The organism is Veillonella sp. ICM51a, from assembly GCF_000524355.1.
In the GTDB taxonomy this organism is placed as follows: domain Bacteria; phylum Bacillota; class Negativicutes; order Veillonellales; family Veillonellaceae; genus Veillonella; species Veillonella atypica.
Genome location: NZ_JAPX01000006.1, coordinates 95233 through 121251, shown reverse-complemented (window position 1 = coordinate 121251; position 26019 = coordinate 95233). Strand labels below are relative to the sequence as shown.

Annotated in this window: 22 protein-coding genes and 1 other RNA gene; 1 reads left to right on the top strand and 22 read right to left on the bottom strand. The window is 38.8% G+C overall.

From position 1 onward, the window contains the following. Positions 1-97 precede the first annotated feature (97 nt). Positions 98-1084, top strand: coding sequence for an IS30 family transposase (locus HMPREF1504_RS00965; protein ID WP_005379103.1), 987 nt, complete (start codon positions 98-100; stop codon positions 1082-1084). 133 nt (positions 1085-1217) lie between these two features. Here the strand turns inward: HMPREF1504_RS00965 and HMPREF1504_RS00960 are convergent, their stop codons facing one another. The 22 genes from HMPREF1504_RS00960 to smpB form a co-directional block, all read right to left on the bottom strand. Then, the gene (locus tag HMPREF1504_RS00960) at positions 1218-1919 is read right to left on the bottom strand and encodes a DNA repair protein RecO (RefSeq protein WP_038122685.1); all 702 of its coding nucleotides are present in this window, start codon (positions 1917-1919) and stop codon (positions 1218-1220) included. After that, positions 1906-3240 carry a hemolysin family protein gene (locus tag HMPREF1504_RS00955; protein WP_038122684.1) on the bottom strand — a complete coding sequence of 445 codons (1335 nt, stop codon included), beginning with the start codon at positions 3238-3240 and terminating at the stop codon, positions 1906-1908. The genes HMPREF1504_RS00960 and HMPREF1504_RS00955 overlap by 14 nt, the downstream gene beginning before the upstream one ends. 35 nt (positions 3241-3275) lie before the next feature. Further along, on the bottom strand, positions 3276-4175 hold the full coding sequence (era, locus tag HMPREF1504_RS00950; protein ID WP_005379880.1) for a GTPase Era: 900 nt from the start codon (positions 4173-4175) through the stop codon (positions 3276-3278). Further along, positions 4168-4644, bottom strand: coding sequence for an rRNA maturation RNase YbeY (ybeY, locus tag HMPREF1504_RS00945; protein ID WP_038122682.1), 477 nt, complete (start codon positions 4642-4644; stop codon positions 4168-4170). Before ybeY ends, era begins: the two co-directional genes overlap by 8 nt. 5 nt (positions 4645-4649) lie before the next feature. Further along, positions 4650-5618 (bottom strand): PhoH family protein, encoded by a 969-nt coding sequence (locus HMPREF1504_RS00940; RefSeq protein ID WP_005379967.1) that lies wholly within the window; start codon positions 5616-5618, stop codon positions 4650-4652. Then, positions 5615-6592 (bottom strand): TIGR01212 family radical SAM protein, encoded by a 978-nt coding sequence (locus HMPREF1504_RS00935; RefSeq protein WP_005379958.1) that lies wholly within the window; start codon positions 6590-6592, stop codon positions 5615-5617. Before HMPREF1504_RS00935 ends, HMPREF1504_RS00940 begins: the two co-directional genes overlap by 4 nt. A gap of 14 nt (positions 6593-6606) precedes the next feature. Beyond that, the gene (locus HMPREF1504_RS00930; protein ID WP_038122680.1) at positions 6607-8352 is read right to left on the bottom strand and encodes a B12-binding domain-containing radical SAM protein; all 1746 of its coding nucleotides are present in this window, start codon (positions 8350-8352) and stop codon (positions 6607-6609) included. A 64-nt stretch (positions 8353-8416) separates the two neighbouring features. Then, positions 8417-8782 (bottom strand): transcriptional regulator, encoded by a 366-nt coding sequence (locus HMPREF1504_RS00925; protein WP_009661180.1) that lies wholly within the window; start codon positions 8780-8782, stop codon positions 8417-8419. A gap of 148 nt (positions 8783-8930) precedes the next feature. After that, complete coding sequence (gene gatB, locus HMPREF1504_RS00920) at positions 8931-10379, bottom strand: Asp-tRNA(Asn)/Glu-tRNA(Gln) amidotransferase subunit GatB (protein WP_038122678.1); 1449 nt, start codon at positions 10377-10379, stop codon at positions 8931-8933. After that, positions 10376-11836 (bottom strand): Asp-tRNA(Asn)/Glu-tRNA(Gln) amidotransferase subunit GatA, encoded by a 1461-nt coding sequence (gatA, locus tag HMPREF1504_RS00915; protein ID WP_005383425.1) that lies wholly within the window; start codon positions 11834-11836, stop codon positions 10376-10378. The genes gatB and gatA overlap by 4 nt, the downstream gene beginning before the upstream one ends. Positions 11837-11847: 11 nt before the next feature. Next, a complete protein-coding gene (gatC, locus tag HMPREF1504_RS00910) occupies positions 11848-12135 on the bottom strand; it encodes an Asp-tRNA(Asn)/Glu-tRNA(Gln) amidotransferase subunit GatC (RefSeq protein WP_038122676.1) in 288 nt (95 codons plus the stop codon). A gap of 64 nt (positions 12136-12199) precedes the next feature. After that, positions 12200-14200, bottom strand: coding sequence for an NAD-dependent DNA ligase LigA (ligA, locus tag HMPREF1504_RS00905; RefSeq protein WP_038122674.1), 2001 nt, complete (start codon positions 14198-14200; stop codon positions 12200-12202). A gap of 30 nt (positions 14201-14230) precedes the next feature. Then, positions 14231-16420 carry a DNA helicase PcrA gene (pcrA, locus tag HMPREF1504_RS00900; RefSeq protein WP_038122672.1) on the bottom strand — a complete coding sequence of 730 codons (2190 nt, stop codon included), beginning with the start codon at positions 16418-16420 and terminating at the stop codon, positions 14231-14233. Positions 16421-16530: 110 nt separating this feature from the next. Next, entirely contained in the window at positions 16531-17472 is a 942-nt protein-coding gene (locus tag HMPREF1504_RS00895; RefSeq protein ID WP_038122669.1) for a manganese-dependent inorganic pyrophosphatase, read from the bottom strand. 150 nt (positions 17473-17622) lie between these two features. Further along, a complete protein-coding gene (locus HMPREF1504_RS00890; RefSeq protein ID WP_038122668.1) occupies positions 17623-20832 on the bottom strand; it encodes an efflux RND transporter permease subunit in 3210 nt (1069 codons plus the stop codon). Positions 20833-20842: 10 nt separating this feature from the next. After that, complete coding sequence (locus HMPREF1504_RS00885) at positions 20843-21973, bottom strand: efflux RND transporter periplasmic adaptor subunit (RefSeq protein ID WP_038122667.1); 1131 nt, start codon at positions 21971-21973, stop codon at positions 20843-20845. A gap of 260 nt (positions 21974-22233) precedes the next feature. After that, positions 22234-22575, bottom strand: a transfer-messenger RNA (tmRNA) gene (gene ssrA, locus HMPREF1504_RS10150). Between the two features lie 29 nt (positions 22576-22604). Next, positions 22605-23768: an 8-amino-7-oxononanoate synthase gene (gene bioF, locus HMPREF1504_RS00880; protein ID WP_038122665.1), complete on the bottom strand. Its 1164-nt coding sequence runs from the start codon at positions 23766-23768 to the stop codon at positions 22605-22607. Position 23769: 1 nt separating this feature from the next. Next, positions 23770-24498, bottom strand: coding sequence for a 6-carboxyhexanoate--CoA ligase (locus HMPREF1504_RS00875; RefSeq protein ID WP_038122663.1), 729 nt, complete (start codon positions 24496-24498; stop codon positions 23770-23772). Further along, on the bottom strand, positions 24498-24989 hold the full coding sequence (locus HMPREF1504_RS00870; protein ID WP_038122662.1) for a hypothetical protein: 492 nt from the start codon (positions 24987-24989) through the stop codon (positions 24498-24500). The genes HMPREF1504_RS00875 and HMPREF1504_RS00870 overlap by 1 nt, the downstream gene beginning before the upstream one ends. Before the next feature lie 155 nt (positions 24990-25144). Next, positions 25145-25525 carry a glucosaminidase domain-containing protein gene (locus HMPREF1504_RS00865; protein WP_005377606.1) on the bottom strand — a complete coding sequence of 127 codons (381 nt, stop codon included), beginning with the start codon at positions 25523-25525 and terminating at the stop codon, positions 25145-25147. Between the two features lie 21 nt (positions 25526-25546). After that, the gene (smpB, locus tag HMPREF1504_RS00860; protein WP_005377596.1) at positions 25547-26017 is read right to left on the bottom strand and encodes an SsrA-binding protein SmpB; all 471 of its coding nucleotides are present in this window, start codon (positions 26015-26017) and stop codon (positions 25547-25549) included. Positions 26018-26019: the final 2 nt, after the last annotated feature.

Genomic DNA, 26019 nt, shown 5'->3' with positions numbered 1-26019 from the left:
TTTTACCTTGAATTTATAATCTAAGTGCAACTAAAAAAGATTCATGGCTTTCTGATAAAATAGTGTTTGCAAAGACATCTAAAAATCAGGAGGAGCCATGAATCATTATACTCATTTTACACTAAAAGAGCGCGAAATTCTAAAACATTTTATTGATATAGGAAAAAATCAAACAGAAATTTCAATTTTACTTGGGAAAAATAAATCGTCTATATCAAGAGAAATCAAAAGAAATAGTCAAAATGGCGAGTACATACCTTGTGAAGCCCATGACAGATATAAAAATAGACGCTTTAATTGTAAACCAAGAAAAAAGCTAGATAATCCAAGTCTATATGAATGTGTAAAGAATTTATTTTTGAGACATCAATGGTCTCCGGAACAGATCTCCTCTCGATTGAAATTTGAAAATTCAAGCTTCACTATTAGTTACAATACAATTTACAGGGAAATATATAATGGTCGTTTTGATGAAAAAGAATTATCACATGGAAATAGAGGAGTTGTTCGCAAACTACGACATCGTGGTAAAAGTCGTCATACAAAAAATTATGAAGAAAGACGTGGAAAAATTCAAATTAGTAATTTAATTACAGATAGACCAGCTCCTGCAAATAATCGAGAACGATTAGGTGATTGGGAGGCTGATACAGTTATGGGGCAGACTGGTAAGGCTTGCTTAGTAACATTAACTGATCGAAAAAGTAGGTATCTGCTATGTAAAAAAATTGCAAAAAAGAATGCATTTTTAGTCAAACAAGCGATGATTAAGCTTTTAAAAAATCAACCTCTAGAAACAATAACTCCAGATAGAGGGAAAGAGTTTTCTAAACATGCAGAAATTAGTCAGGAGTTGAATTTAGTAGAATTTTATTTTCCATTACCACATCATCCTTGGCAAAGAGGAACAAACGAAAACACCAATGGATTGCTTAGAGAATATTTCCCGAAAACTGTGGATATTAATCAATCAGATAGCTATGTTGAAGCAAAAATGAAAGAAATAAATCTTAGGCCGCGCAAATGCTTAAATTGGAAAACTCCATACGAGGTTTATCATTCAGTAGAGTTGCATTTGACTTGACAATTCAAGACATAAGAAAACCACTTATCTTAAATAGGTTTATCTAACTTATTCGAGATAAGTGGTTTAAAATTTATAAAAATTTTTGATAAGGAGTCTTATGAATCGATATCTAACAATTTATCAGTATATATTATAAACTCATCAGAAATTTTACACTTTGCAGTTGTTTACCTATTTCCTGTTCACAATAAGAAAATAGTAATCGTTCTAATTCCTTCCATACAGTTCCAGGAAGTTCAATAGGTGCTGCATCGCCCCATTGATAGGCCAAAATAGTTGGCATTGCGTTTCGTAATGAAAGGGATGGATTCATATGCGTATGTATCCGTAGTTCGTTCCAAAATAAATCAATTCCATCTCCAGTATTAAAAGCCTCATGTTGTGGCATTATCCCCGCTAACGACAGCATTTGCCATCCCAATATGATCGTCCCTAATCGTACATTTCGTTGACGTATCGATTTTGAATAATTGACTACAGTATTAAATACATTACGATCAACATCATACGATGCAAATAGTTCTTGTATCAGTTCACTGGCTACGGCTGCATAGGCAATATTATCTAGATTCGTATCTAGAGATTCCACCACATAGGACCCATCAATTTGTGTGACTTTCACAAATTCTCCGTCCTGCACAACTGTTATATACATAGCGCTGAAGGGGCGTAAATAGGATGCATTACGCAATGTTTGCAATCGTTTATGCGGGAAAGAGGCCCTAATAATACCTAAGGACGGTGTGATAAAAGTAAACACCGAATAGAGCTTGTATTTTTTTCGGCTCACCACGATGGCCGGCGTATTAAAAGCGCCACTAATCTTGTTCATGTTCATCATCCGTAACAGTTTCAGACTCAGGTAAAGGTGTTACACGCAAACGTGAAATACGATAACCTTGCATCTTAATTACTTCAAATGTATAACCATAAGCATCAACAGTATCCCCCACAATTGGAGTACGGCCTAATAGACCGAAGATATAGCCACCAATCGTATCGGAATCGGAGTCTTCAATGTGAATATTCATCATTTCAGACACTTCATCGACAAGAACCTTGCCGTCAAACTCAAAAGAGCCATCAGAATAACTCATCGTAGCCGGCAAATGAGGTTCATGTTCGTCTTGAATATCCCCTACCAATTCTTCGATGATATCCTCTAACCCCACAAGGCCTACCATACCGCCGTATTCATCGACAACAACGGCTTGGTAAATACGCCGCGTTCGCATGTATTGCAATAAGGTAGATAATTTCATAACCTCAGGAACCGTCAAGATATCTCGTTTGATGTTGCGCAAATCTTTTCTAGCCTGCTTTTGACGTTCCATCAAATCTTTAATGTGTACAAGGCCTACAATATGATCCTTATCTTCCACACACAATGGGTATCTCGTATGCGATGTAGAACGAATTACCTTCATGGCTTCATCATAACCATCTTCCACAAAAATACAATCTACATCTTGTCGAGGTACCATAACCTCTTTTGCCATACGTTCCACAAAGTTGAAAACATTGTCTATCAACTCAGATTCTACCTGATTTAACTGACCTTCTTCATGACTTCGCGAAATCATCATGCGTATTTCCTCTTCCGTATATACAAGGTCTAGTTCAGTTAAGTATTTAGTTTGGTAGAATTTAAGAATACAGTTAGATATTTTACTAGCTAACCAGACAAAAGGATATACAATACGACCAACGCCAACGACGATGCGACTATGCATATTTACATATTTTGTAGGGAATGATAAACCCAATGCTTTCGGTACAATTTCGCCAAAGATGAGGACGATAAGACTAATGATAATAAGCAAGATCAGGTCTAAAATATGATGAACCCATGTACCATGGATATTAAAAATATCCATGATACCTACCACAAAACTATTAAAGATATATGTGCCAGTACCTGCTAAGGTGAGAATGAAAAAGAGTATTAGAAATTGTGTAGTATTAAGGAAATACTCAGGATTTTGGTATAGCTTTAACAAGAATTGACGATCCTTTTCATGTAGGATTTCCATATCTTCTACGTGTTCCTTGCGCAACCGTGCAAAAGAGAATTTTGCTACCACCAAAAAGTTAATTAAGAAAATACATACTATGCCGAACCCAATCGGTAACAGGGCATCTATACTGTCCATAACAATCCTTTCTAACTATAATCAATCTAAATAATCTATTTTTTATATCCCAATTCTGAAAGCATACCCGATTTATTACGCCAATCCTTTTTAACCTTAACCCATAAATCAAGATATACTTTTGTAGCCAATAACTTTTGAATATCCATGCGCGCTTCTGCACCAATCTTGCGTAATAGCGCACCTTTGTTACCAATGATGATACCCTTTTGAGAATCTCGTTCACAATAGATGGTAGCACGAATATATGTGGTTCCATCATCACGAGTTTTCATTTCATCTACATCGACAGCGATGGCGTGAGGAATTTCATCACGGGTAGACAACAAAATCTTTTCGCGAACGATATCAGAAATAATCAATCGTTCTGGTTGGTCCGTAATCATATCTTCTGGGAAGTATTGAGGACCTTCTGGCAAATGCTCGCCTAGCACATTAAGAAGTTCAGATAAATTTTCTTTATTCTTTGCCGAAATAGGAATGACACCAGCAAATGGATACGCATCTTGATAGGATACGATAGCTTCTAATACCTGTTCTTTTTGCAGTGTATCAATTTTATTGACTACGAGGAATACCGGTACTTTCACGCGTTTTAATTGTTCAATGATGAAATTATCTCCTGGACCTCGTTTTTCATTACCTGCCACAACAAATAGAACGGCCTCTGTTTCCTTCAAAGATTCAATGGCTGCATCGACCATGAATTCACCTAATTTATGTTTTGGCTTATGTACGCCAGGTGTATCCATGAAAACGATTTGTTTTTCTTCATCGGTGTAAACACAAATAATGCGATTACGCGTTGTCTGTGCCTTATCGGATACAATGGCAATCTTGTCGCCTATCAAAGCATTAATCATGGTAGATTTGCCTACATTTGGTCGCCCTACAACGGCTACGAAGCCGGATTTAAAATGTTCTGCTTTATTCATTATATGGTTGATCCTCTCGTACATACCCTAAATTAGAAAGCACAAATTCTTCTTCTGTGCGCATTTCTTTTTTATCTTCATCGGTCATATGGTCATAGCCTAAGATATGCAAACAACTATGTGTTGTCAAATAGGCTAATTCCCGTTCAAAACTATGCCCGTACTCGACAGCTTGTTCATGAGCTCGTTCCAAGGAGAGTATCATATCCCCCAATAGGTGATGTTCCTCTTCACTACCTTCGTAATCGTCCCCTTCATTAAGGGCAAAGGACAATACATCTGTGGGTCTATCAATACCGCGATATTCCTTATTTAGTTCATGAATTTTCTTATTGTCGCATAGTAGAATGCTTAACTCATCATCTTCAAGTCCATACACGCGGCTCACTTCATCGCAAACCTTTTGTATAACCTCTTCAATCTTAGTATCTCGGACTATACCATCATCATAACTAATTTGTATATGCATAATTCTTATTCTTCCTTTGAAAGCTTTTGATGGTATGCATCATAGGCTTTAACGATGCGACCTACCAAATCATGACGCACCACATCTTGATCTGTAAAATACACCATATGAATACCAGACACGCGTTTTAATACCTTTTCTGCTTCATAGAGACCAGATGTCACACGCGGAGGCAAGTCAATTTGTGTTTTATCACCATTGACAACCATTTTAGAGTTATTACCTAAACGAGTTAAGAACATCTTCATTTGCTCTGCCGTCGTATTCTGTGCTTCATCCAAGATGACGAAGGCATTTTCTAATGTACGACCGCGCATGTACGCCAGTGGTGCCACCTCGATTGTGCCCCGTTCCATAAAGCGTTGTACTTGTTCAATACCAAACATTTCGTGCAACGCATCATAAAGCGGACGCAAATATGGATCCACCTTATCTTGTAATTCGCCAGGTAAGAACCCTAGTCGTTCACCAGCCTCTACGGCAGGTCGCGTCAAAATAATCTTATCTACATTGCGGTTCTTCAAGTAAAATGCGGCTAATGCAACAGCTAAGAACGTTTTACCTGTACCGGCAGGTCCAATGCCAAAGGTGATAGTATTCTTGCGAATACTGTCTACATATTGCTTTTGACCTTCCGTCTTTGGCGTAATGCTTTTACCGCGCATCGTTACGGACAAAGTATCCTCGAACATAGAGTGAAGGGCATCCCCTTTGCCATTCATCACCATCTTAGCCGCAATGCGAACTTGAGATTCTGTAATCGTACTGCCTTCTTTATAGAGGAAGACCAGTTCCTCTAATGTCCGATACAACGCCTCTACTTGAAGCTCGTCTCCTTTTATGACAACTGTATCACCACGAGATACAATATCCGCAGGAATGACTTCATTCATCATTTGTAAATATCTATTGTGTTGACCTAGTATAGATTGTGCTAAGTCATAGGTAGGAAAGGTAAATACCCGTTCGCTCATGCTTGTCCCCCATCTATAAATTTACGTACTGCTTTACCATTTAAATAATCACATAAATCGCCTTGATGTGCATCTAGTTCATCCATCATATCGTCAATTAAATCCTGTACACGCCACCAGCCCATAGACCAATTGGTAAATAATGTATTATCCTCTGGGGCACGACCCACTAATCGTTGTAACACGATATCTGGATGAAGATGGCGTAAAAACTGAACAACGCGCTCCGCATACTCCTCGGCGCTAATCAAGGTGATTTGACCTTCTTCATACCATTTGGCCATCAATGTATGTTTCACAATATATAGAGCATGTAACTTTACTTGGTCAACGCCAAGGGATGATAAAATTTTGGCCCCTTCAATGGTATCCTCCATCGTATCCCAAGGCAAATTAACAATCATATGTGTGGTCACATTAAATCCATAACGCTTAATGCGTAAAACCGCATCGATAAATTGCGCTAAATCATGGCCTCGATTGATTTTCTCAAGTGTATGATAATTAACGGTTTGCAATCCTAATTCAATGTAGATATCCTTATGAAATCGTTGTTGTATGTCCTGTAATACATCTAAATACTCATTAGAAATACAATCAGGTCTCGTAGCGATTGCAATCCCTACAGCTTCATCAATACAACCTTGTTCCATATAGGATTTAAAATCCTCAAGAGGTAAATAGGTATTACTAAAGTTTTGATAATAAGGTATAAATTTTTTAGCCTTATATTTAGGTCCAATGTGTGCAATATTTTCTTCTAATTGCATGCGCACCGTCATCCATGCAGGTCTATTTTCATAACCAGCACCGATTTCCCCACAGAATGTACATCCTCCAACACCAGCTGATCCATCTCGATTAGGACAGGTTAAAGGTAATGCAACAGGTAATTTATATACCTTTTCACCATATGTTTCTTTATAAAATTTTGACACCATCCGGTACCGTTTCGGTCTCGTTGTATCTGACATAACACTCCTCTATATCATTGTATGTTTTCAGGGCGAATGAATGGGTTCACCTCTTTATTCACATCTATAATCACTGTGAAATCCCCTTCTGGTATATGTTGAATTCCTAAATAGGTTGCTGTTTCACAGCTCATATTCATTTCCACATATTGCTGACGAATTTTACGCCATTCTTTAAATGTATAATTGGGAATAAATGTAGACGCAATCTCTTCGTTGCGCCAAAACGCTTCGCCTACTTGTAGCAGTTCCTTTGTTTGTTTAGGCAATCCTACTGCTTCACTGCGAACCTTACCGCGATAACTTACCAATGTATCGTATTGCAATAATTCTGCGGCTATCGTATCACCTTTTGCAAGGAAGAAACGATATAAGAATTCAATTTGGTCTATATCCTTAAGATTAACCTTATGATTACCTTCCTTAAGCCATGCACGTGTCATATCACAAAAATAGGTAAATGCATCCGTTTCACCGTGAATCAATTGTTGTCCGATATAGCCAAATGTTGTTCTAAATCGTTCACTATTATAAAAACGCTCAAATACATCTTCAAAATATTTCAAGAAACGTACATCATCATAAGGTAGTACATGCGTGCTTAGAACCTCATATGGAGCCAATGGATCTGCTACATACTTATATTCACGCATCCGTCGTACACCAGATCCTTTTAGCAATTTTAAGAATCCAATTTGTAATGCATGAGGTTGTAAGCTAAATAAATCGTTAAAAGATTGTCCAAACCGATTAAAATCCTCGTGAGGCAATCCTACGATAAGATCCATGTGAACATGCGTACGTCCTGCTTGAATAATAGGACGTATGGATTTTTGGATGTATGGCCAATCATTATAGCGATTGATAGCATCTAATGTTTTCTTATGCGTACTTTGTACACCTACCTCGATTTGAATGCGTCCAGGCGGCGTTTCACAAAGAATGTTAGTTTCCCACTCTGTCATAAGCTCTGGTTCCATTTCTAAGTGGAAATTCATATCTGTATCGCTGTCTCTCATGAACTCCATAAGGGGTCTATGATGATGAGGTGCACAGTTAAAGGTGCGGTCTACAAATTTTACTTGCTTCACACCATGATCAATAAACCATTGCAATTCTTCTAATGTCCTCTCTTGAGGAAAGAATCGTACAGTATTCTTATTGCCCGACAAACAGTACTGACAGGAAAAAGGACAACCACGAGAGGATTCATAATAAATAATCTTATGCTCTAAATCTTCCATATCTTCTTCTGTATATGGAAATGGTATAGACGATAAATCAGAAACCTCTACAGCCTCTAAAGATCCTAGAATACTACCATCCCTACGTCCTCTCACACCGGGAATCACAGGGTCTAATCCATCATTACCAAGCTGTAATGCCGTTACAAGATCATGGAATGCTTCCTCGCCCTCACCTTGTACAATATAATCGATATTCGGACATCGTTCTAATAATTCATCGGCTGTGAAAGAAACCTCTGGTCCGCCCAATACAATTTTAATATCTGGTCGTACGGCTTTCACCATATCCACCACATGCAAGGTCATTTCTATATTCCAAATGTAGCAGGCAAAACCTAGGACATCGATATCATGCTCTGTAATATCGCTAAGAATATGCAAAACAGGCATATTAATAGTATATTCCACTATATCGTATGCCTGTCCATGGGCTTCACCATAAGCCTTGAGATATCTCAAGGCTAGTGAAGAATGTATAAATTTTGAGTTTAATGTTGATAGAACTACGTTCATAGTACCCCTTTAGCATCATCGAATGGACTTGCCACCGTCTTGTCGTAATAGATATATTATACCATTAAAACAAGCCTAAGATAAAGGAGATAATAGCCCCTACTAGGATGACCACGCCAACGATGGACAAGATGATGCCGCCAAAGAATACGATAGCTGCTAAGATTGCAACTAATACAATAATCATAATGATACGGCTTATCCAACTAGAACCGCCAAAATGATATACCTTCACACGAGGGCCATAGTCTTGAAATTGCTCATACCCACTTCGGTCTTCTTCTTTTTGCGTAGGTGTAAATTCAACTTGTACAGTATCCCCTTCTTCATCAATGGTAACGCCATCAAAATCGCGACGCTCTGTATCGCTTAGGACACGTGTCTTAGTTTCTTGTTCTTTATTTTCATTCATTGTATTTTGGTTATTCATGATATATTCCTTATCACAAAACTATTAATCAATTTTATACAATTTATTATACCATAATAGTCATGGAAACAAAATATCCCCTATGGTAAATATACCATAGAGGACAATTCGTTTATACAATATTAAGATGAACTAAGTCAAGACAGTCTTAGTCGTTTAAGAATTTTTGTAATAATTGGTTAACCATACCAGGGTTAGCACGGCCTTTGGATTCTTTCATAACTTGACCTACCAAGAAACCGATAGCTTTGCCATTACCGCCCTTAAAGTCAGCCACTGGTTGTGGGTTATTAGCGATAACTTGTTTTACAATTTCTTCAATAGCGCCAGTATCTGTAATTTGAACAAGACCTTCTTCTTTTACGATAGCATCAGCATCCTTGCCGGATTCCCACATGGATACGATAACTTTTTTCGCAATTTTACCAGAAATGGTGCCTTTTTCAATAAGAGCAATCATACCAGCCAAGTTTTCAGGGCTTACCTTAGATTCACCAAATGTTAAACCGCTTTCATTGATCATCTTAGACAAGTCACCAAGCATCCAGTTAGCTACAGTCTTAGGATCTGCGCCAGCTTTCACAGCTGCATCTAAATAATCAGCCGTCTTACGAGCCATGGTAAGGATGGTTGCATCTTCACGAGACAAGCCATATTCGGATACAAAGCGCGCAATTTTAGCGTCTTGTAATTCAGGCAAAGATTGACGTACTTTTTCGATTTTTTCATCCGTAATTACGATTGGTACCAAATCTGGTTCTGGGAAGTAACGGTAATCGTTTTCTTCGTCCTTCTTACGCATGCCAAGAGTGATGCCTTGTGCATCGTCCCACGTACGTGTTTCTTGGTCTACTTTGCCGCCTGCTTCGATAAGCTTAGCTTGACGCAATGCTTCGTATTCAACAACCTTTTGAATAGCTGTTAAGGAGTTAACATTTTTAGTTTCTGTACGTGTACCAAATTCTTTGGAGCCACGAAGGCGTACGGATACGTTACAGTCACCACGCAAGGAACCTTCTTCCATACGACCGTCAGATACTTCTAAATATTGCAAAATGGAACGCAATTTTTCAACGTATGCTCTCGCTTCTGCACCGGATCGAATATCTGGTTCAGATACGATTTCAAGAAGAGGTACGCCTGTACGGTTATAGTCAACATTAGAAGAATTGGAATCGGAAATTGTATTGCCACTATGAACCAATTTACCAGCGTCTTCTTCCATGTGAATACGTGTGATACCGATGCGTTTAGTTTCACCATTTACTTCAATGTCTAAGTGACCATTCAAGCAAATTGGCAAATCGTATTGAGATGTTTGATAGTTTTTAGGCAAATCAGGATAGTAGTAGTTTTTACGGTCAAATTTGTTGAATTTAAGAATTTCACAATTCAACGCTAAACCTACTTTGATAGCAAATTCTACTACTTGTTTATTCAACACAGGCATAGCACCAGGTAAGCCGAGACATACTGGGCATACATGTGTATTTTGATCACCGCCGAATTCAGTGGTACAACCACAGAAGATTTTAGACTTAGTCTTAAGCTCTGTATGAACCTCTAAACCAACGACTGTTTCGTATTTACTACTCATAGAGAAACCTCCCCAGTTGGTGCTACTAATTGACAATCTGGACGTGCTTGTTCGAATGTGAAAGCGGCACGTAACAATGTTTCTTCGCCCATTGCAGGGCCCAATAATTGCAAGCCGATTGGCAAGTTATCGCTGCTCATGCCCGCAGGAATGCTAATACCAGGAATACCTGCTAAGTTAGCTGGAACTGTACAAATATCTTCTAAGTACATTGCTAATGGGTCATTGATTTTTTCACCAAACTTATACGCTGTGTTAGGGGCTGTTGGAGCCAATAATAAATCAACCTTGGAGAAGGCTGCATCAAATTCATTTTTGATAACGCGACGTACTTTAAGAGCTTTCAAATAATATGCATCGTAATAACCTGCGCTCAATACATAGGTACCGAGCAAGATACGACGTTGTACTTCTGGTCCAAAGCCTTCTGTACGAGTTTTAGTAGACATTTCTACCAAATTATCTGCAGGCACACGCAAACCATAGCTTACACCATCATAACGAGCCAAGTTGGAACTTGCTTCTGCCAATGCGATAATATAGTACGCAGACAAAGCATATTTTGTGCTAGGCAAGGAAACCTCAACGATTTCAGCACCTAATTTTTTATATGTTTCAATTGCTTCATCAATAGCCTTGCGTACTTCTGCATTAAGACCATCGCCAAAGAATTCTTTTGGTACACCAATTTTTAAATTCTTAACATCGTTCACAAGCGCTTTTGTATAATCTACACGTTCGCCAGGAATTGATGTGGAATCCTTAGGGTCATGGCCAGCAATGGCATTTAATACCAATGCAGCATCAGTTACATCGCGTGTAACAGGTCCAATTTGATCCAAGGAGGATGCAAAGGCAATCAACCCATAACGTGATACATTACCATAGGTAGGCTTCATACCTACCACACCACAGAAGGATGCTGGTTGGCGGATAGAACCACCTGTATCGGAGCCCAATGCCCAGATAGCAGAACCACTGGATACTGCCGCTGCACTACCACCAGAAGAACCGCCTGGTACGCATTCCAAATTCCATGGATTAGCAGTTTTAGCTAATGCGGAATTTTCTGTGGAACCGCCCATAGCGAATTCATCCATGTTAAGTTTACCTAAGCTAACCAAGTGATTAGCATGTAATCGTTCAATAACGGATGCATTATATGGAGGAATGAAATGTTCCAACATTTTAGATGCACATGTAGCAGGTTGATCTTTAATACAAATATTATCCTTAATAGCGCCAGGAATACCTGCTAATGGAGAAATAGCTTCACCTTTAGCAATTGCTTCATCTACAGCTTTGGCAGATGCTAATGCTAATTCGTGGGAATCAGATAAATACGCATGTACCTCTGGTTCCACTTTTGCTTTGTGACTAATCACTGCATTTGTTAATTCTACAGCACTGATTTCTTTGTTCACTAATTTAGTGTGTAATTCATGAATTGTTGCCACAGTGAAACCTCCTATTCTTGTACAACGCGTGGTACCTTAAAGTACCCATCTTCTTCAGGTGCATTAGACAATGCTAAATCGTGATCTAAAGAAGGTTTAGTTTCATCTTCTCTAAACACATTATGCAAAGGAACAGCATGAGCCATTACTTCTACATCATCTAATTCTAATTCATTTAATTCTGCTACATACGTTAAGATATCGGATAATTCCTTCTCAACGCTAGCCATTTTATCTTCTTTTACTTCTAATCGGGACAGTAAAGCGATTTTCTTAATTTCCTCTTGGCTGATTTTCATCGGTCCACATCCTTTCATATCTTTTAATTATAAAGCATATGACATATATTTTCAAAATAAAGGATTAGTTTTCACCTAAATCTTTAAGTAATTCTATAAATTCTTCTTCATTGATAACGCGAATACCAAGTTCATTCGCTTTTGTCAATTTACTGCCACTATCTTCACCAGCAACGACAAGTGTTGTTTTCTTAGATACGGACCCGGTCACCTTAGCGCCGTGTTTTTCTAATAGTTTACCCGCTTCGCTACGACCCATGACCTCGAGTTTACCAGTAAGAACAACGATTTCACCTTCCATTTCATTACCAGCTGCCTCTTGTACCTCTACATTCATTTTTAAACCAGCTGTAATCAAGCCATTGATAATTTCAATATGTTGAGGATCCTCACGATATTCGATAATGCTATCTGCCATGGTAGGACCAATTTCTTCTACCGCTACTAATTCATCTTTAGTAATAGTCAGGAATCTATCCATAGACTTAACTACGTTGGCAATCGTGCTAGCCGCTTTTGAACCTATAAGACGAATACCAAGGCCAAATAACACTCTGTCTAAGCCACGAGTTTTAGAATCAGCGATAGCTTTTACAAGATTATCTGCCGATTTTTTACCCATACGGTCCATACCCATAATGGATTCCGTAGTCAAATGATATAAATCAACTACATTGGTAATCAATTTTTCATTGATTAAATTTTCCACAATACTTGGGCCAAGTCCATCGATATTCATCGCATCACGAGATGCAAAGTGAATGATTTGTTCCTTTTCAATAGCAGGACAATGTTTATTAGTACAGCGAATGGCCGCTTCACCTTCGCGGCGTACTGCTGGACTTTCACAAACAGGACAACGATTGGGAATTGTGAAAGGAACCTCACTGCCCGTACGTTTTTCAGGCAATACACGAATGACTTCTGGAATGATTTCAGCCGCCTTGTGAATAAGTACATGGTCACCAATGCGAATATCTTTTTCTGTGATGAAATCTTGATTATGTAATGTAACACGACTCACATTAGTGCCGGATACAAACACAGGTTCTAATTCTCCAGTTGGCGTCAATACACCAGTACGTCCTACATTAATGGTTATATCTTTGACAACTGTTTCCACCTCTTCTGGAGGATATTTATAAGCCGTAGCCCACTTAGGGTCCTTTGCCGTCGAGCCTAACATCTCTTGATCATCAAAATCATTGACCTTTATAACCATACCATCTGTATCGTATGGCAGTTCATGACGTTTTTCGCCCCAATAATTAATAGCCTCAATAACTTCATCTACGGTATTACAAACGCGATAATGAGGATTTACGGAAAAATGGAAATTCTCCAACGTATGTAACAATTCCTCTTGCGTATGAATATTAGCACCACTTTCAGAACCGATGGCATAAGCAAAGAACGCAAGATTACGACTTGCCGTAATAGCAGGGTCTTGTTGACGCAAGGAACCTGCCGCTGCATTGCGAGGATTGACAAAGGTCGGTAACCCTTCTTCATCGCGTTCCTCATTGATACGCTTAAATTCGCTATGTGGCATGTACGCTTCACCGCGAATTTCGATAAATTCTGGCGCATTTTCTAGGTATAAAGGAATGGATTTGATGGTACGCACATTGGCTGTTACATCTTCCCCTACCTTACCATCACCGCGTGTGACGGCACGGACAAAGATACCATTTTCATAGTGCAAATTAACAGCTAAGCCGTCAATTTTCAACTCCACCACATAAGCCTTTGTTTGATGTCCCAATTCCTTCGTTACCCGTTGGTCAAAAGCACGTACTTCATCCGCACTAAATACATTGGATAAGCTGAGCATAGGTCTACCATGGACTACTTTTTCAAAAGGACCATCCGCCTTGATGCCCACCCGTTGTGTTGGAGATGATGGCACAATATATTCAGGATGCGCTGTTTCTAAATCAACGAGCTCACGATATTTTTGATCATATTCAAAGTCGCTCATGGTTGGCGCGTCTTTTACATAATATAAATACTGCGCATGAGTCAATTCTTTTTGTAATTGTTCTATTCTATCTTTAGGATTCATAGTTATCCTCTATATCATACAGTAATTGTTCTAACCTTTTTTTACCGGTGCAAACTTGGCCATAACTACCCGAACACCTTGTGTAGGGAATTCAATGGTCAACTTCATGCCAGCCCCTTCACCGGAAACATTGACGACCTTACCATTCCCCCATTTGCTGTGAATCGCAGTATCCCCAACCTTCCAATCAGCGATAACTTCATTGCGAATAATCGGTTTTGTTACAGGGCGACTAGCGACCGACATATGTCTTGGCACAGTTGGTTTAATATCATCAGGAGTTCTTCGTTTTGCACGTAAACTATCGACGAGTTCCGCTGGAATTTCATCGATGAAACGAGACGGTAAATAACTGCTAGTACGACCGAATACGGTACGGGTTGTAGCATTAGAAATATATAATTCCTTCTCAGCACGCGTAATTCCTACGTATGCGAGGCGTCGTTCTTCTTCGATTTCCTCTGGATTCATCAAGGTACGACTATGTGGGAATAAGCCCTCTTCTAAGCCACCAAGGAATACAATAGGGAATTCAAGACCTTTGGCAGCATGCAATGTCATCAAAGTAACCTTGGATTCTTCTTGTTCAAAGGAATCGACATCGTTTACTAATGCTACTTGTTCCAAGAAGTCTTCAACAGTCCCCGTTGGATTCGTATCTTGGAAATCCTTCGCCACAGATAATAATTCACCGATATTTTCTGCACGTGCTTGGTCTTGTGGGTCTGTACTTTCCTCAAGTTGAGCCAAGTAGCCAGTTCGATCAAGAATAGCCTCTAAAATATCAAGGACGGATTTATCATCCATTTCTGCAACAAGTGTAAAAATTAAAATGCCAAATTCTTCAAGTTTCTCTTTCGTTTTACCCTTAATGGTATCGACCAAGTGCAATTGTGTTAAGGTCATAAATAAGGAAGTACCATTTTCACGCGCATAATCTTGTAACTTAGAAACAGTAGTAGCACCTATACTACGCTTTGGTACATTGATAATACGCAACAAACTTAAATCATCGAACGGATTATATAATACGCGCAAATAGGCGAGCACGTCTTTAATTTCTTTTCTATCGTAGAACTTAGTACCACCCACCATTGTGTATGGCAAAGCACGTTTAATCAACGCTTCTTCTAGTACACGTGATTGTGCATTGGTACGATATAGGATGGCCATATCACCATAAGGTACGCCGTGAATATCGTGTTTTTTGACTATTGTATCGCCTATGAAAGCCGCCTCTTCATGTTCCGATTGGGCCGTAAAGTGCTGGATTTTAGCTCCTTCTACTTTATCAGTCCAAAGATTCTTTTCTGGGCGTCCTTCATTATTATCGATAACCGCATTTGCTGCATCCAAGATGATTTTTGTAGAACGGTAATTCTGCTCTAATTTAATGGATGTACAATTTGGATAATCCTTTTCAAAATCGAGGATATTTTGAATATCTGCACCACGCCATGCGTAAATACTTTGGTCAGCATCACCTACGACGGCGATATTTTTCCAATGCGATGATAACAAATAAGCCAATAAATATTGAGCATGGTTTGTATCTTGATATTCGTCAATCATGACATACTTAAATCGTTTGCTGTATTTTTCTAACACAGCAGCGTTAGATTGTAATAATTTAACGGCTACTAGCAATAAATCATCAAAGTCTAATGCATTATTTTTACGCAGCTCTCGTTCGTAGTACTCATAGACATCAGCTACCTTTTGTTGGTAAAAATCTCGTGCTTGTTTTCTATAATCAGAGGCAAACATCAATTTATTTTTCGCATCAGAAATAGCACTGATCATAGCACCTACAGGATAGTATTTATCGTCCAGATTGAGAGCCTTCAACGCTGCTTTTATAACAACTTGAGAGTCAGATGTATCATAAATTGTAAAATTACTGTTATAACCTAAAAAATTATCTAATTCGAAGCGTAAAAATTTAGCACAAAAGCTGTGGAATGTACTTAGCCAAATTCGATTAGCTACATCGCCTACAAGGCCTTCTACACGGCTTTTCATTTCCTTAGCCGCCTTATTGGTAAATGTGATGGCTAAGATTTCATAAGGATTTACACCTTGAGCTAGTAAATATGCTATACGTACAGTTAATACCTTTGTTTTCCCTGATCCTGCACCTGCTAAAATCAATAGTGGGCCTTCGGTATGTTGTACGGCTTGTTGTTGCTCCCGATTCAAGCCATCTAACAATGATTGCATGGTATCTCCTTATCTATAACATAAAATGAGTAATTATAAATGACCATCACATATAATAAAAACGTTGCAAGAGCAACGTTTTTATTACCATGATATGTCTATATCCTTTATTATTTCATAGCTCCTAAAATTGGAGGTACAATTTGTTTCTTACGGGACATTGTATTTGGTAAGAATACAGCATTATCTTTTACATCTTTACCAAATGCGTTAACTACAACAGATTCTACATCACCGCTATAGATCAATGTTGTGCTTTCATCAAGAATATTGGTAACCATAATATAGGATGCCGCATAGCCATTAGCTGTACGAAGAGCTTCTAGAGCTGCTACTAATTCAGCTTGTTTAGCCAATACATCAGTTGTATCCATAACGGAAATTTGACCGATAGAAATCGTTTGACCTGCTTCGGAGAATTCCTTCATATCAGTACGAACAATTTCATCGTTTGTTAAATCAGAAATATCTGCGCCAGCTTTCAACATTTCTAAACCATAGGATTCAATATCTACACCAGCGATGGCAGCTAGTTTATGAGCCATTTCCTTGTCTATTTCTGTACATGTTGGAGAGCGGAACAATACAGTATCAGAAATAATAGCAGATAACATTAAACCAGCAATATTCTTAGGAATTTCTTGATTATTTTCAATATAAAGTTTAGTCAAAATTGTATTTGTACAACCTACTGGTTCCATGCGAATGAATACAGGGCCATCAGTTTCGAAATCACCAATACGGTGATGGTCGATAACACCACACATATTCATGGATTTATAACCGTCGATGATTTGCTTGGATTCATTGTGGTCAGTTAAGTATAAATCACCACCATTAGGAGCGAACTCTTCCCAGTTTGTAACGATTTGTGGGTGTTCGAAACCGAAGTGTTCCAACGCGTATTTAGTTTCCTTATTCGCATCACCAGCACATACAGGCGTTGCAGGGGTACCCATTTGTGTTAACAAATTAGCATAAGAAATAGCAGAACAAATAGAATCAGTATCAGGGCTTTTATGACCAGCCACAAATGTTTTTACATCACTCATGTTTATACCTCTTTTATATAAATATTTCACAATATCGCCCAGGCGATAATTAAATCGTTTTAACTAGCATATTATACCATAAAACAGTCAAAAAAACACGCCTATAAGCTATGTTATAAGCGTGTTTTATTTGTGTTATGAAATTTGGATTTAGTGATTCTTTTTACGTTTTGTAAAGAATCCAGGACCAATCTTTTCAATAATGATGAAAAGCATTGGAATGATAAAGATACCAAAGAATGTAGCGGTTGTCATACCTGCTACTACCGTGATACCCATTGATGTACGAGCACCAGAACCGGCACCAGTAGAAATTGCCAATGGCAATACACCAAAGATGAATGCAAATGATGTCATCAAAATTGGACGCAAGCGAATCTTAGCCGCTTCGATAGCCGCATCGACGATATCCATACCGCGTTCATCTACACGAATCTTCGCATACTCGATGATCAGAATGGCGTTCTTCGCCGCCAAACCTACCAAGGTTAATAAACCGATTTGCATGTAAATATCATTTGCTAATTGGAATCGACCGGTAAAATTCAACAAGAATGGTACTAATGCAGCACCAATCATACCAGATGGTACGGAGAATAATACAGCAAATGGAACTTTCCAGGATTCATACAATGCAGCAAGAATCAAGAATACAAATGTCAAGCCAAGACCTAGAATCAACATGGTTTGTGATCCAGCCTTCAATTCTTCGCGGGATTGATCGCCCCAATCATAGGTATAACCAGCTGGCAATGTTTTAGCAGCTGCATCCTTCAATGCTTGAATTGCATCACCAGAAGCATATCCTTGAGCCGCAGAGCCGCCAATTTTAACGGCCATAGCATTATCGAAACGCGTGATGGATGAAGGGGTTGACGTCTTATCTTTCGTAATGTAGTTAGCAATAGAAACCATTTGACCCTTACTATTACGAACAGCAAGCATATTCAAGTTGTCAGCATTTTGACGGAATTGATCTTCTGCTTGAACAACAACCTTATAGTTCTTACCATACGATGTATAATCATTAACTTGAATACTACCATAGAAACCTTGCAATGCAGTGAAGATATCAGTGAGTTGAACACCATCTTGAGCAGCCTTATCACGATTGATTTCAAATTGTAAGGATGGGGTTGATGTATTAAATGTGGTATACACTGTTTGAATAGCCGGATTAGTTCTAGCTTCTGCCATAAATGCCTGAGCCCGTTCCGCCATTACCTCAGCACTATCACCAGCTTTATTAATGATATACATTGTAAAGCCACCAGTGTTACCAAGGCCTGGAATGGATGGAGGATTCAAAGCTACTACACTGGCTTCAGGTACATTCTTCGCACCAAAGCCAAATACTGCACCCACCATAGCATTAACAGATTGATTAGATGATTTACGTTGATCCCAATCTTTTAATACCGCAAAGGAAACACCAGCACTAGATTTTTGAGAGCCCCCTAAAAGGTCAAACCCAGAAACAGTAAATACTTGTTCTACATTATCTTTAATGCCCGGTGTTTGCTCTAAGAAATCTTTGATTTTATCAAGAGTTTCCACGGTACGAGCAGACGTTGCTCCTGGTGGTTCATTTACAGCAATAAGGAAATATCCACTATCTTCTGCAGGTACGAAACTTGTAGGTAAGAAATGGAATACGATACCTGTACCAGCAGCAAAGACGAGTAATGTAATAACGGTTAAGCTCAGACGATGGCTCAACCGAGCTAACACCTTACCATACCAATCACTAAAACGTTCAAGGCCACGATTAAATTTATTGAGTTGACGATGAACAAAGTCTTCACGTTCATTTTGTACATGTGGTTTTAACATCAATGCACACAACGATGGTGTCAAAATTAACGCAACAACTGCGGAAATCGCCACAGAAACGGCAATTGTTAAGGCGAATTGCTTATATAAAATACCGGTCATACCACCCATAAATGCAACAGGTACAAACACGGCGGCTAATACAAAGGCAATACCAACTACTGGGCCTTGTACATTTTTCATAGCCGCAATGGCAGCTTCTTTTGGAGATAAACCATTATATTTTAACTCATATTCAACAGCCTCTACCACTACGATAGCATCATCGACGACAAGGCCGATAGCCAATACCATGGCAAACAGTGTTAATGTATTGATGGAGAAATCTAATAATACAAACGCGCCAAATGTTCCTAGTAATGATACAGGTACTGCAATCATCGGAATCAATGTAGAACGCCAAGATTGCAAGAATACATACACTACGATGAGTACGAGCAATAAAGCTTCAAAGAATGTATGCTCTACTTCATTAATAGAGGCACGTACGAATTTCGTATTATCTACGACTTCGTGATATTCCAAATCTTGTGGGAAAGACTTAGACTGTTCTTGCAATATTTTTTGAACATTTGAAATCGTCTCTAAAGCATTTGCATCATTTTGTAAAGAAATGGCAAAACCAGCAGACGGACGATGTTCAACAAATAAAATCTCACCAGATGGAGCATTTGGATCGCGATATGAAGACTTAGCGACAAAATCGTACCCTTTTGCGCCCACATCAATACGAGCTATATCTTTTAAATGTAATACAGTACCATTAGAGTTCTTGATAACAATATTACCAAATTGTTGCTCTGTCACTAGACGGCCATCAATTTTAATTGGATACTGGAATGCTTGTTCTCCATTGGTAGGATTTTTACCAACTGTACCAGCCGCAGCTTGTACGTTTTGGCTTTTAATAGCAGATGTTACATCAGACATGGTAATGCCTAATTTTTGCATCTTGCTAGGATCTAACCAAATGCGCATTGCATAGTCAGAACCGAATTCTTGAACGGAACCAACACCTTTTACGCCCTTAATGGCATCCATCAAATAGTTTGTACCATAGTTTTTAAGGAATGTACTATCAAAGGTACCATTTGGAGAATTCAAGGAGAAAATATACGCCATATCGCCAGAGGATTTTGTCGTTGTTACACCAACTTGTTGGACCTCTGAAGGCAGTTGAGCTAGCGCCGCTTGCACACGGTTTTGGGTATTAACCGTATCCATATCGGGATCACTACCTTGATTAAACTGTAATGACAAAGAATATGTACCAGTACTAGCACTATCAGATGTCATATAGTCTAAATCTTGAACGCCTACAATTTGAGACTCAATTACACTGGCTACAGTATCATTCAGTACTTGAGGCGTAGCACCTGTATACATGGTACTAACACGTACACTTGGTGGTGAAATTTGTGGATATCGAGCTACCGGAAGATTAACCATTGAAAGCAAACCGATTAATGTAATCATGATGGCAATAACAATGGCAAAGATAGGTCGATTAATAAAGAATTTCGACACGTCTTACCTCCTATTGTTTAGCTGTTTCAATTTGTGTTTTAGACAATTCAGTGGCTTGTACCTTTGCACCATTTTTAACCTTAGTTAAACCATCTACAACGATTTCATCACCATTTACAAGACCAGATTTAACGATTGTGAAAGCCCCTGTAGTGCCACCAAGTTCAACAGCCTTTTGAGATACTGTTCCATCTTGACCGATGACATAGACAAAGTTTTTATCCATAATTTGTAAAATAGCTTTTGTAGGTACCAAAATGGCATCCGTTAATTTTTCACCAGGAGAAATAACGGTAGCAAACATATTAGGTAACAATAAATGGTCAGGATTAGGGAAGGAAGCTTTCAAAATCAACTTACCTGTGGAAGGATCTAATGTTCTTGCCGCTTGAACAACAGAACCTACTTGATTATATTCCTTGCCATCAGCTAAGCGTAATTTTAAATTAAGACCGCTGTTTTCATCACCAGAACGAGTAGCCATGAATTCAAGATACTCTTGTTCAGTCATGCTAAATTCAACAAAAATAGGATCTACAGAATCGATGGTTACCAATGTCGTAGAGCCAGCATTAACAAATGTACCTATATCAACAGCATCCATGCTCAATGTGCCGGAATATGGTGCATAAATGATAGTGTCACCCAAGTTATCTTGCGCAATCTTCAATGCTGCTTGTTGTGCTTCTACAGCTGCTTTAGCTTGTTCTGCAGCAGAACGTTGAGTGTCTACGCGTTGGCGTGCAATCGCGTCTTGACTTGCCAATGTTTCATAACGACCTAAATCAGTTTCTGCATTTTGATAATCTGCATTAGCTCTTGCTACATTAGCTTCCGCTGTTGCTACATTGGATTCATATTGGCGAGAATCGATGCGATATAAAGGTTGACCAGCTACTACTTGGTCCCCACCTTTAACAAATTTTTCCACCACATAACCAGTAACACGAGCATGTACAGCCACAGAATTTTCTGCCTTAACCGTACCCGTATAGGTTTGATCAACTTGTGCGTTTTGCGATACGATTTTATACGAGTTTACCGCCACATCAGCTGATTGCTGTTGTTGGCTACCACAGCCTGCCACCAGTAAAGCAGATACTGCTAATACTGCTAACATGCGTGAATATCGAGACTTCATTACATGTACTCCTTTTCATAACACTAAATTTATAAGATCCAAATTCATAAATATCTCAATATATTGTACTTTATTCCGATTAGATAGTCAAGATTTCTATGTCCTATAAACCTAGATAAAATCTATATTTATATGCATTTAATGGTGTGCAATTTCACACCATATTTTGTTGACTTTCATAAAAATTTGTGTACAAAGCAAAAAATACCGAAGACTCAGTATCACTACACGATACTAAATCTTCGGTATGAATCATCTCATGGTGGAGATGAGGAGAGTCGAACTCCTGTCCAAAAGCGTTGCCATATAGACTTCTCCGAGCACAGTCTATGATTTAAGTCTCAAGTACCTATCGCTCACAGACAAACTACAGTACTCCAGTTCATGTTGTCTCGCCTAATTCATATGAACGACTAAATTAAGCCAGCCTACAGTTTGACGTCCGTTCACACTTGGTAGGCACAAGTATGAGGGACGTAGCTTATGCAGCTAATGCAAAATTTTCTTCTGCGTTTAAATGTTTTCCCACCGTTTAACGGCCCAATGGAACGCCGACTCGCTATCTATACCACACTCGCCCCTGTCGAAACCTTTACATCCCCATGGGTTTGTTGGTTTATCTATCATACCCCTAATGTATATTCATGTCAACTAGTAATTCATGCAGCGTTTGCGCTACATAATCAAGTTGTTCTTTACTATGAGCGGCTGTAACTGTCATGCGTAGCCGACTTTCACCAACAGGAACCGTAGGAGGTCGAATCGCTGTAATAATAATACCGCGTTCTTCTAACTCACGGGCCAATGTTAAAGCTCGATCATTCTCGCCTACCACAATTGGGAATATAGGCGTTTCGTCATCACAATCAATGCCCATAGCCTGTAATTTATGTGCCATATACACAGTGTTTTCACGTAATGTATCGACCACAGATGGTTCATCATGTACAATTCGTAGGGCCTCTAAAGCCGCACCGATATCCGCCGGGGACAAAGCTGTAGAAAATATAAAGCTACGACTATAGTTAATCAGGTATTCTATCAATTCCTTACGTCCCGCCACGTAGCCGCCAACAGAACCTAAGGCCTTGCTCAAGGTACCAAGCTGTACATCTACATCGGTAAGACCAAAATGATGAGCCGTACCTCGCCCATTTCCGATGACACCGGTCGCATGCGCATCATCTACCATAAGAAGAGCATTATATTCCTTACTTAACTCATACAGCCTATCTAATGGTGCAATATCTCCATCCATACTAAATACACCATCAGTAATGATCATTTTATACGCAGATTTATAATTCTTAAGAATATATTCAGCATGTTCTACATCTTTATGTTTATACCGCTCAATATGAGCTCCACTGAGACGACACCCATCGATGATACTAGCATGGTTTAATTCATCACTAATGATGACGCTATGTTTATTCATCAAGGCCGTAATCGTACCAACATTAGCCATATAGCCTGTATTAAACACAAGTGACTGTTCCGTTCCTTTAAAATTGGCTATAGCGATTTCTAATTCCTTAAACAATGGAAACGATCCTGATGTAAGTCTAGCACCACCAGAACCGGTGCCATATCGTTGAATTGCTTGCATAGCCGCTTGTTGTACTCGAGCATCATGAGTAAGTCCCAAATAATTATTAGATGCCATCATGATATATTCACTATCATTGCGTTTTACACGTACTGCATCTAAGGACTCGTAGGTCTTAATCGTTCTTTTATTTTGTTCTTGCTCCTTAGCCTCTAGTTTTTTTTGAAAGTCTTGATAATAATCCATGCTACCACCGTACCAATACTGTTGTATTCTCTAAATAATCAACAATTTCACGAATAGGCCTATTGGTATCTACAAAAAATACACGGCCCCCGATAGGATTTCCCATTTCTTTCATATTCGGAATGCGATGATATATGCCATTACATGCTACATACCCCACTGTATAATCTGGATCGTCGGACCAACAAAGTTCACCTACAATACCAGGACATGACTGCACCTTTGTGGCTAATACTAGTGCTTCACGCATATGCACATTCATAGATCTTGTTTCGTTGCCACACGCATCCATATGACTTACGCGAACACCACGCATAGTGTCTTGATCCAATCGCACACCTGTATTTGCATCCATCAGAATAGCACCACGCATATTACCTGGTAATTGGCCTAGTTCTGTGAAAGCATTTTCTACGGCCTTATGCGCCACTACTGACTGTAATAACTCTTTTGCTAATTCATGCGATTCTTTTACAGACTCAGTCTGATGTTCATCGATAGCGATGCAATCAACGTAAGCAATATCTTCATCGTGAACCGCATCTATACGAATATTTATAAAATCTGACTTACCTTTACTATGATGCAATGCACGATGAATTAAAGAGGCCGCTACAGATTCTAAATCACTTTCCTCTACAATGCGTTCAGCACCTGATATATGACGGCCCCCTTCTTCATGAGGTCCCCCTTCTGCACCACGCATGCGAATACTGTATAACCCCATCATCACACGACCTTTCGAGGTACACTATGCGTAGCAGCGGATATAACCTTTTTAAATACAGCAGTCATAATTGGCGCTACAACAGCAGTAAAAATCATTCCAGGTACAGCTAGCATAACCATAGCTAGAGCTCCTTTACCAACATAGACGGATAGAGTTAATCGAGCTACCGTCGAAGCAATAGGACCGCTTAGGATTACACCAAGCATATGATTTTTGCAAATCCACAATAAGAAACCCACAACTAATCTAAACTGCATAGCAATAGCAACACTTAGAAAATTTTGTGTTCCCAATGCCAACCCAATAAGACTGGATAAACAACCACTGATGATATACTTTTTAAACCCAAAAGCCGCACAAATTGCCACCGCTAATGGTGCCGATAACTGGAACTCAATGCCCGGCACAAGATTAGGAATCTTGATAGCTCCCAAGATTGTAATCATAGCAGTTAAAATACCGATTTCTGTGATTTGACGAATTTGACTCATAGTATTCACCTCTTCATGTACTTACATTGTCAACTATATAAATCACACTTTGTTTACATTATAAGAAAATATGTGATTTTTATCAACTTATATTTTGTATTAAGTTAACAATATGCATAAAAATAAGGGACTGTAAAACAGTCCCTTAACCATATTTAGAAATTGATTGTATTAAACACTTGTAATACAGAGCCATAATAAGAATTAAAATCTGCTGTAAAGTATCCGCCATTGTACAAGGCATTGATATACGAATACAGAGATGTAGCATTTGTCATGCCATCTTCTCTATAGTATGTCAAATAATTGCCAAAATAGTTGGCAAAATCAATAAAATCCGTAAAATGTCTCCAGCTGCCATCTGATGCTGTAACACCACCAAGATTATGATGTGTTGCTTGTAGTTGAGATGTAAACCCACCTGTTTCAATATACCATTGAGTATATATAAATTTAGGATCTACATGCACTCCGTTTTCAGCTGCTTTTTGAGCTGATATTTTTGCCAAACTATAAAAGTATTGATTAACTTCCACTAAACATCCTCCTATTATATATCAGTATTTTTGTTGTTCTTTCAAACGCTTAGCAATGTCACGCTTTGCATCCCGTTCTGCCATATCTTGGCGTTTATCGTACAATTTTTTGCCTGTTACAAGACCAACCGTTACCTTCACATAGCCACGGCTAAAATGAAAGTTCAACGGAATCAAGGAGAATCCCTTTTCTTTCACTTGTTGGAATAATTTTTTTATTTCCGATTTATGCATCAATAGTTTACGTGTTCGCTCAGGCTCATGATTAAAGCGATTGCCCTGTTCATAAGGACTGATATGAACACCGTAGAGAAGCATTTCGCCCTTATCAATGCGGATAAAGCTATCCTTAAGATTTAATTTACCTTGGCGAATTGATTTAATCTCTGTTCCCGTCAATGCGATGCCCGCTTCATAGGTTTCATGAATATTAAAATCATGACGTGCCTTGCGGTTATCTGCAATTAATGATGGAGCATCTTTCTTTGCCATAG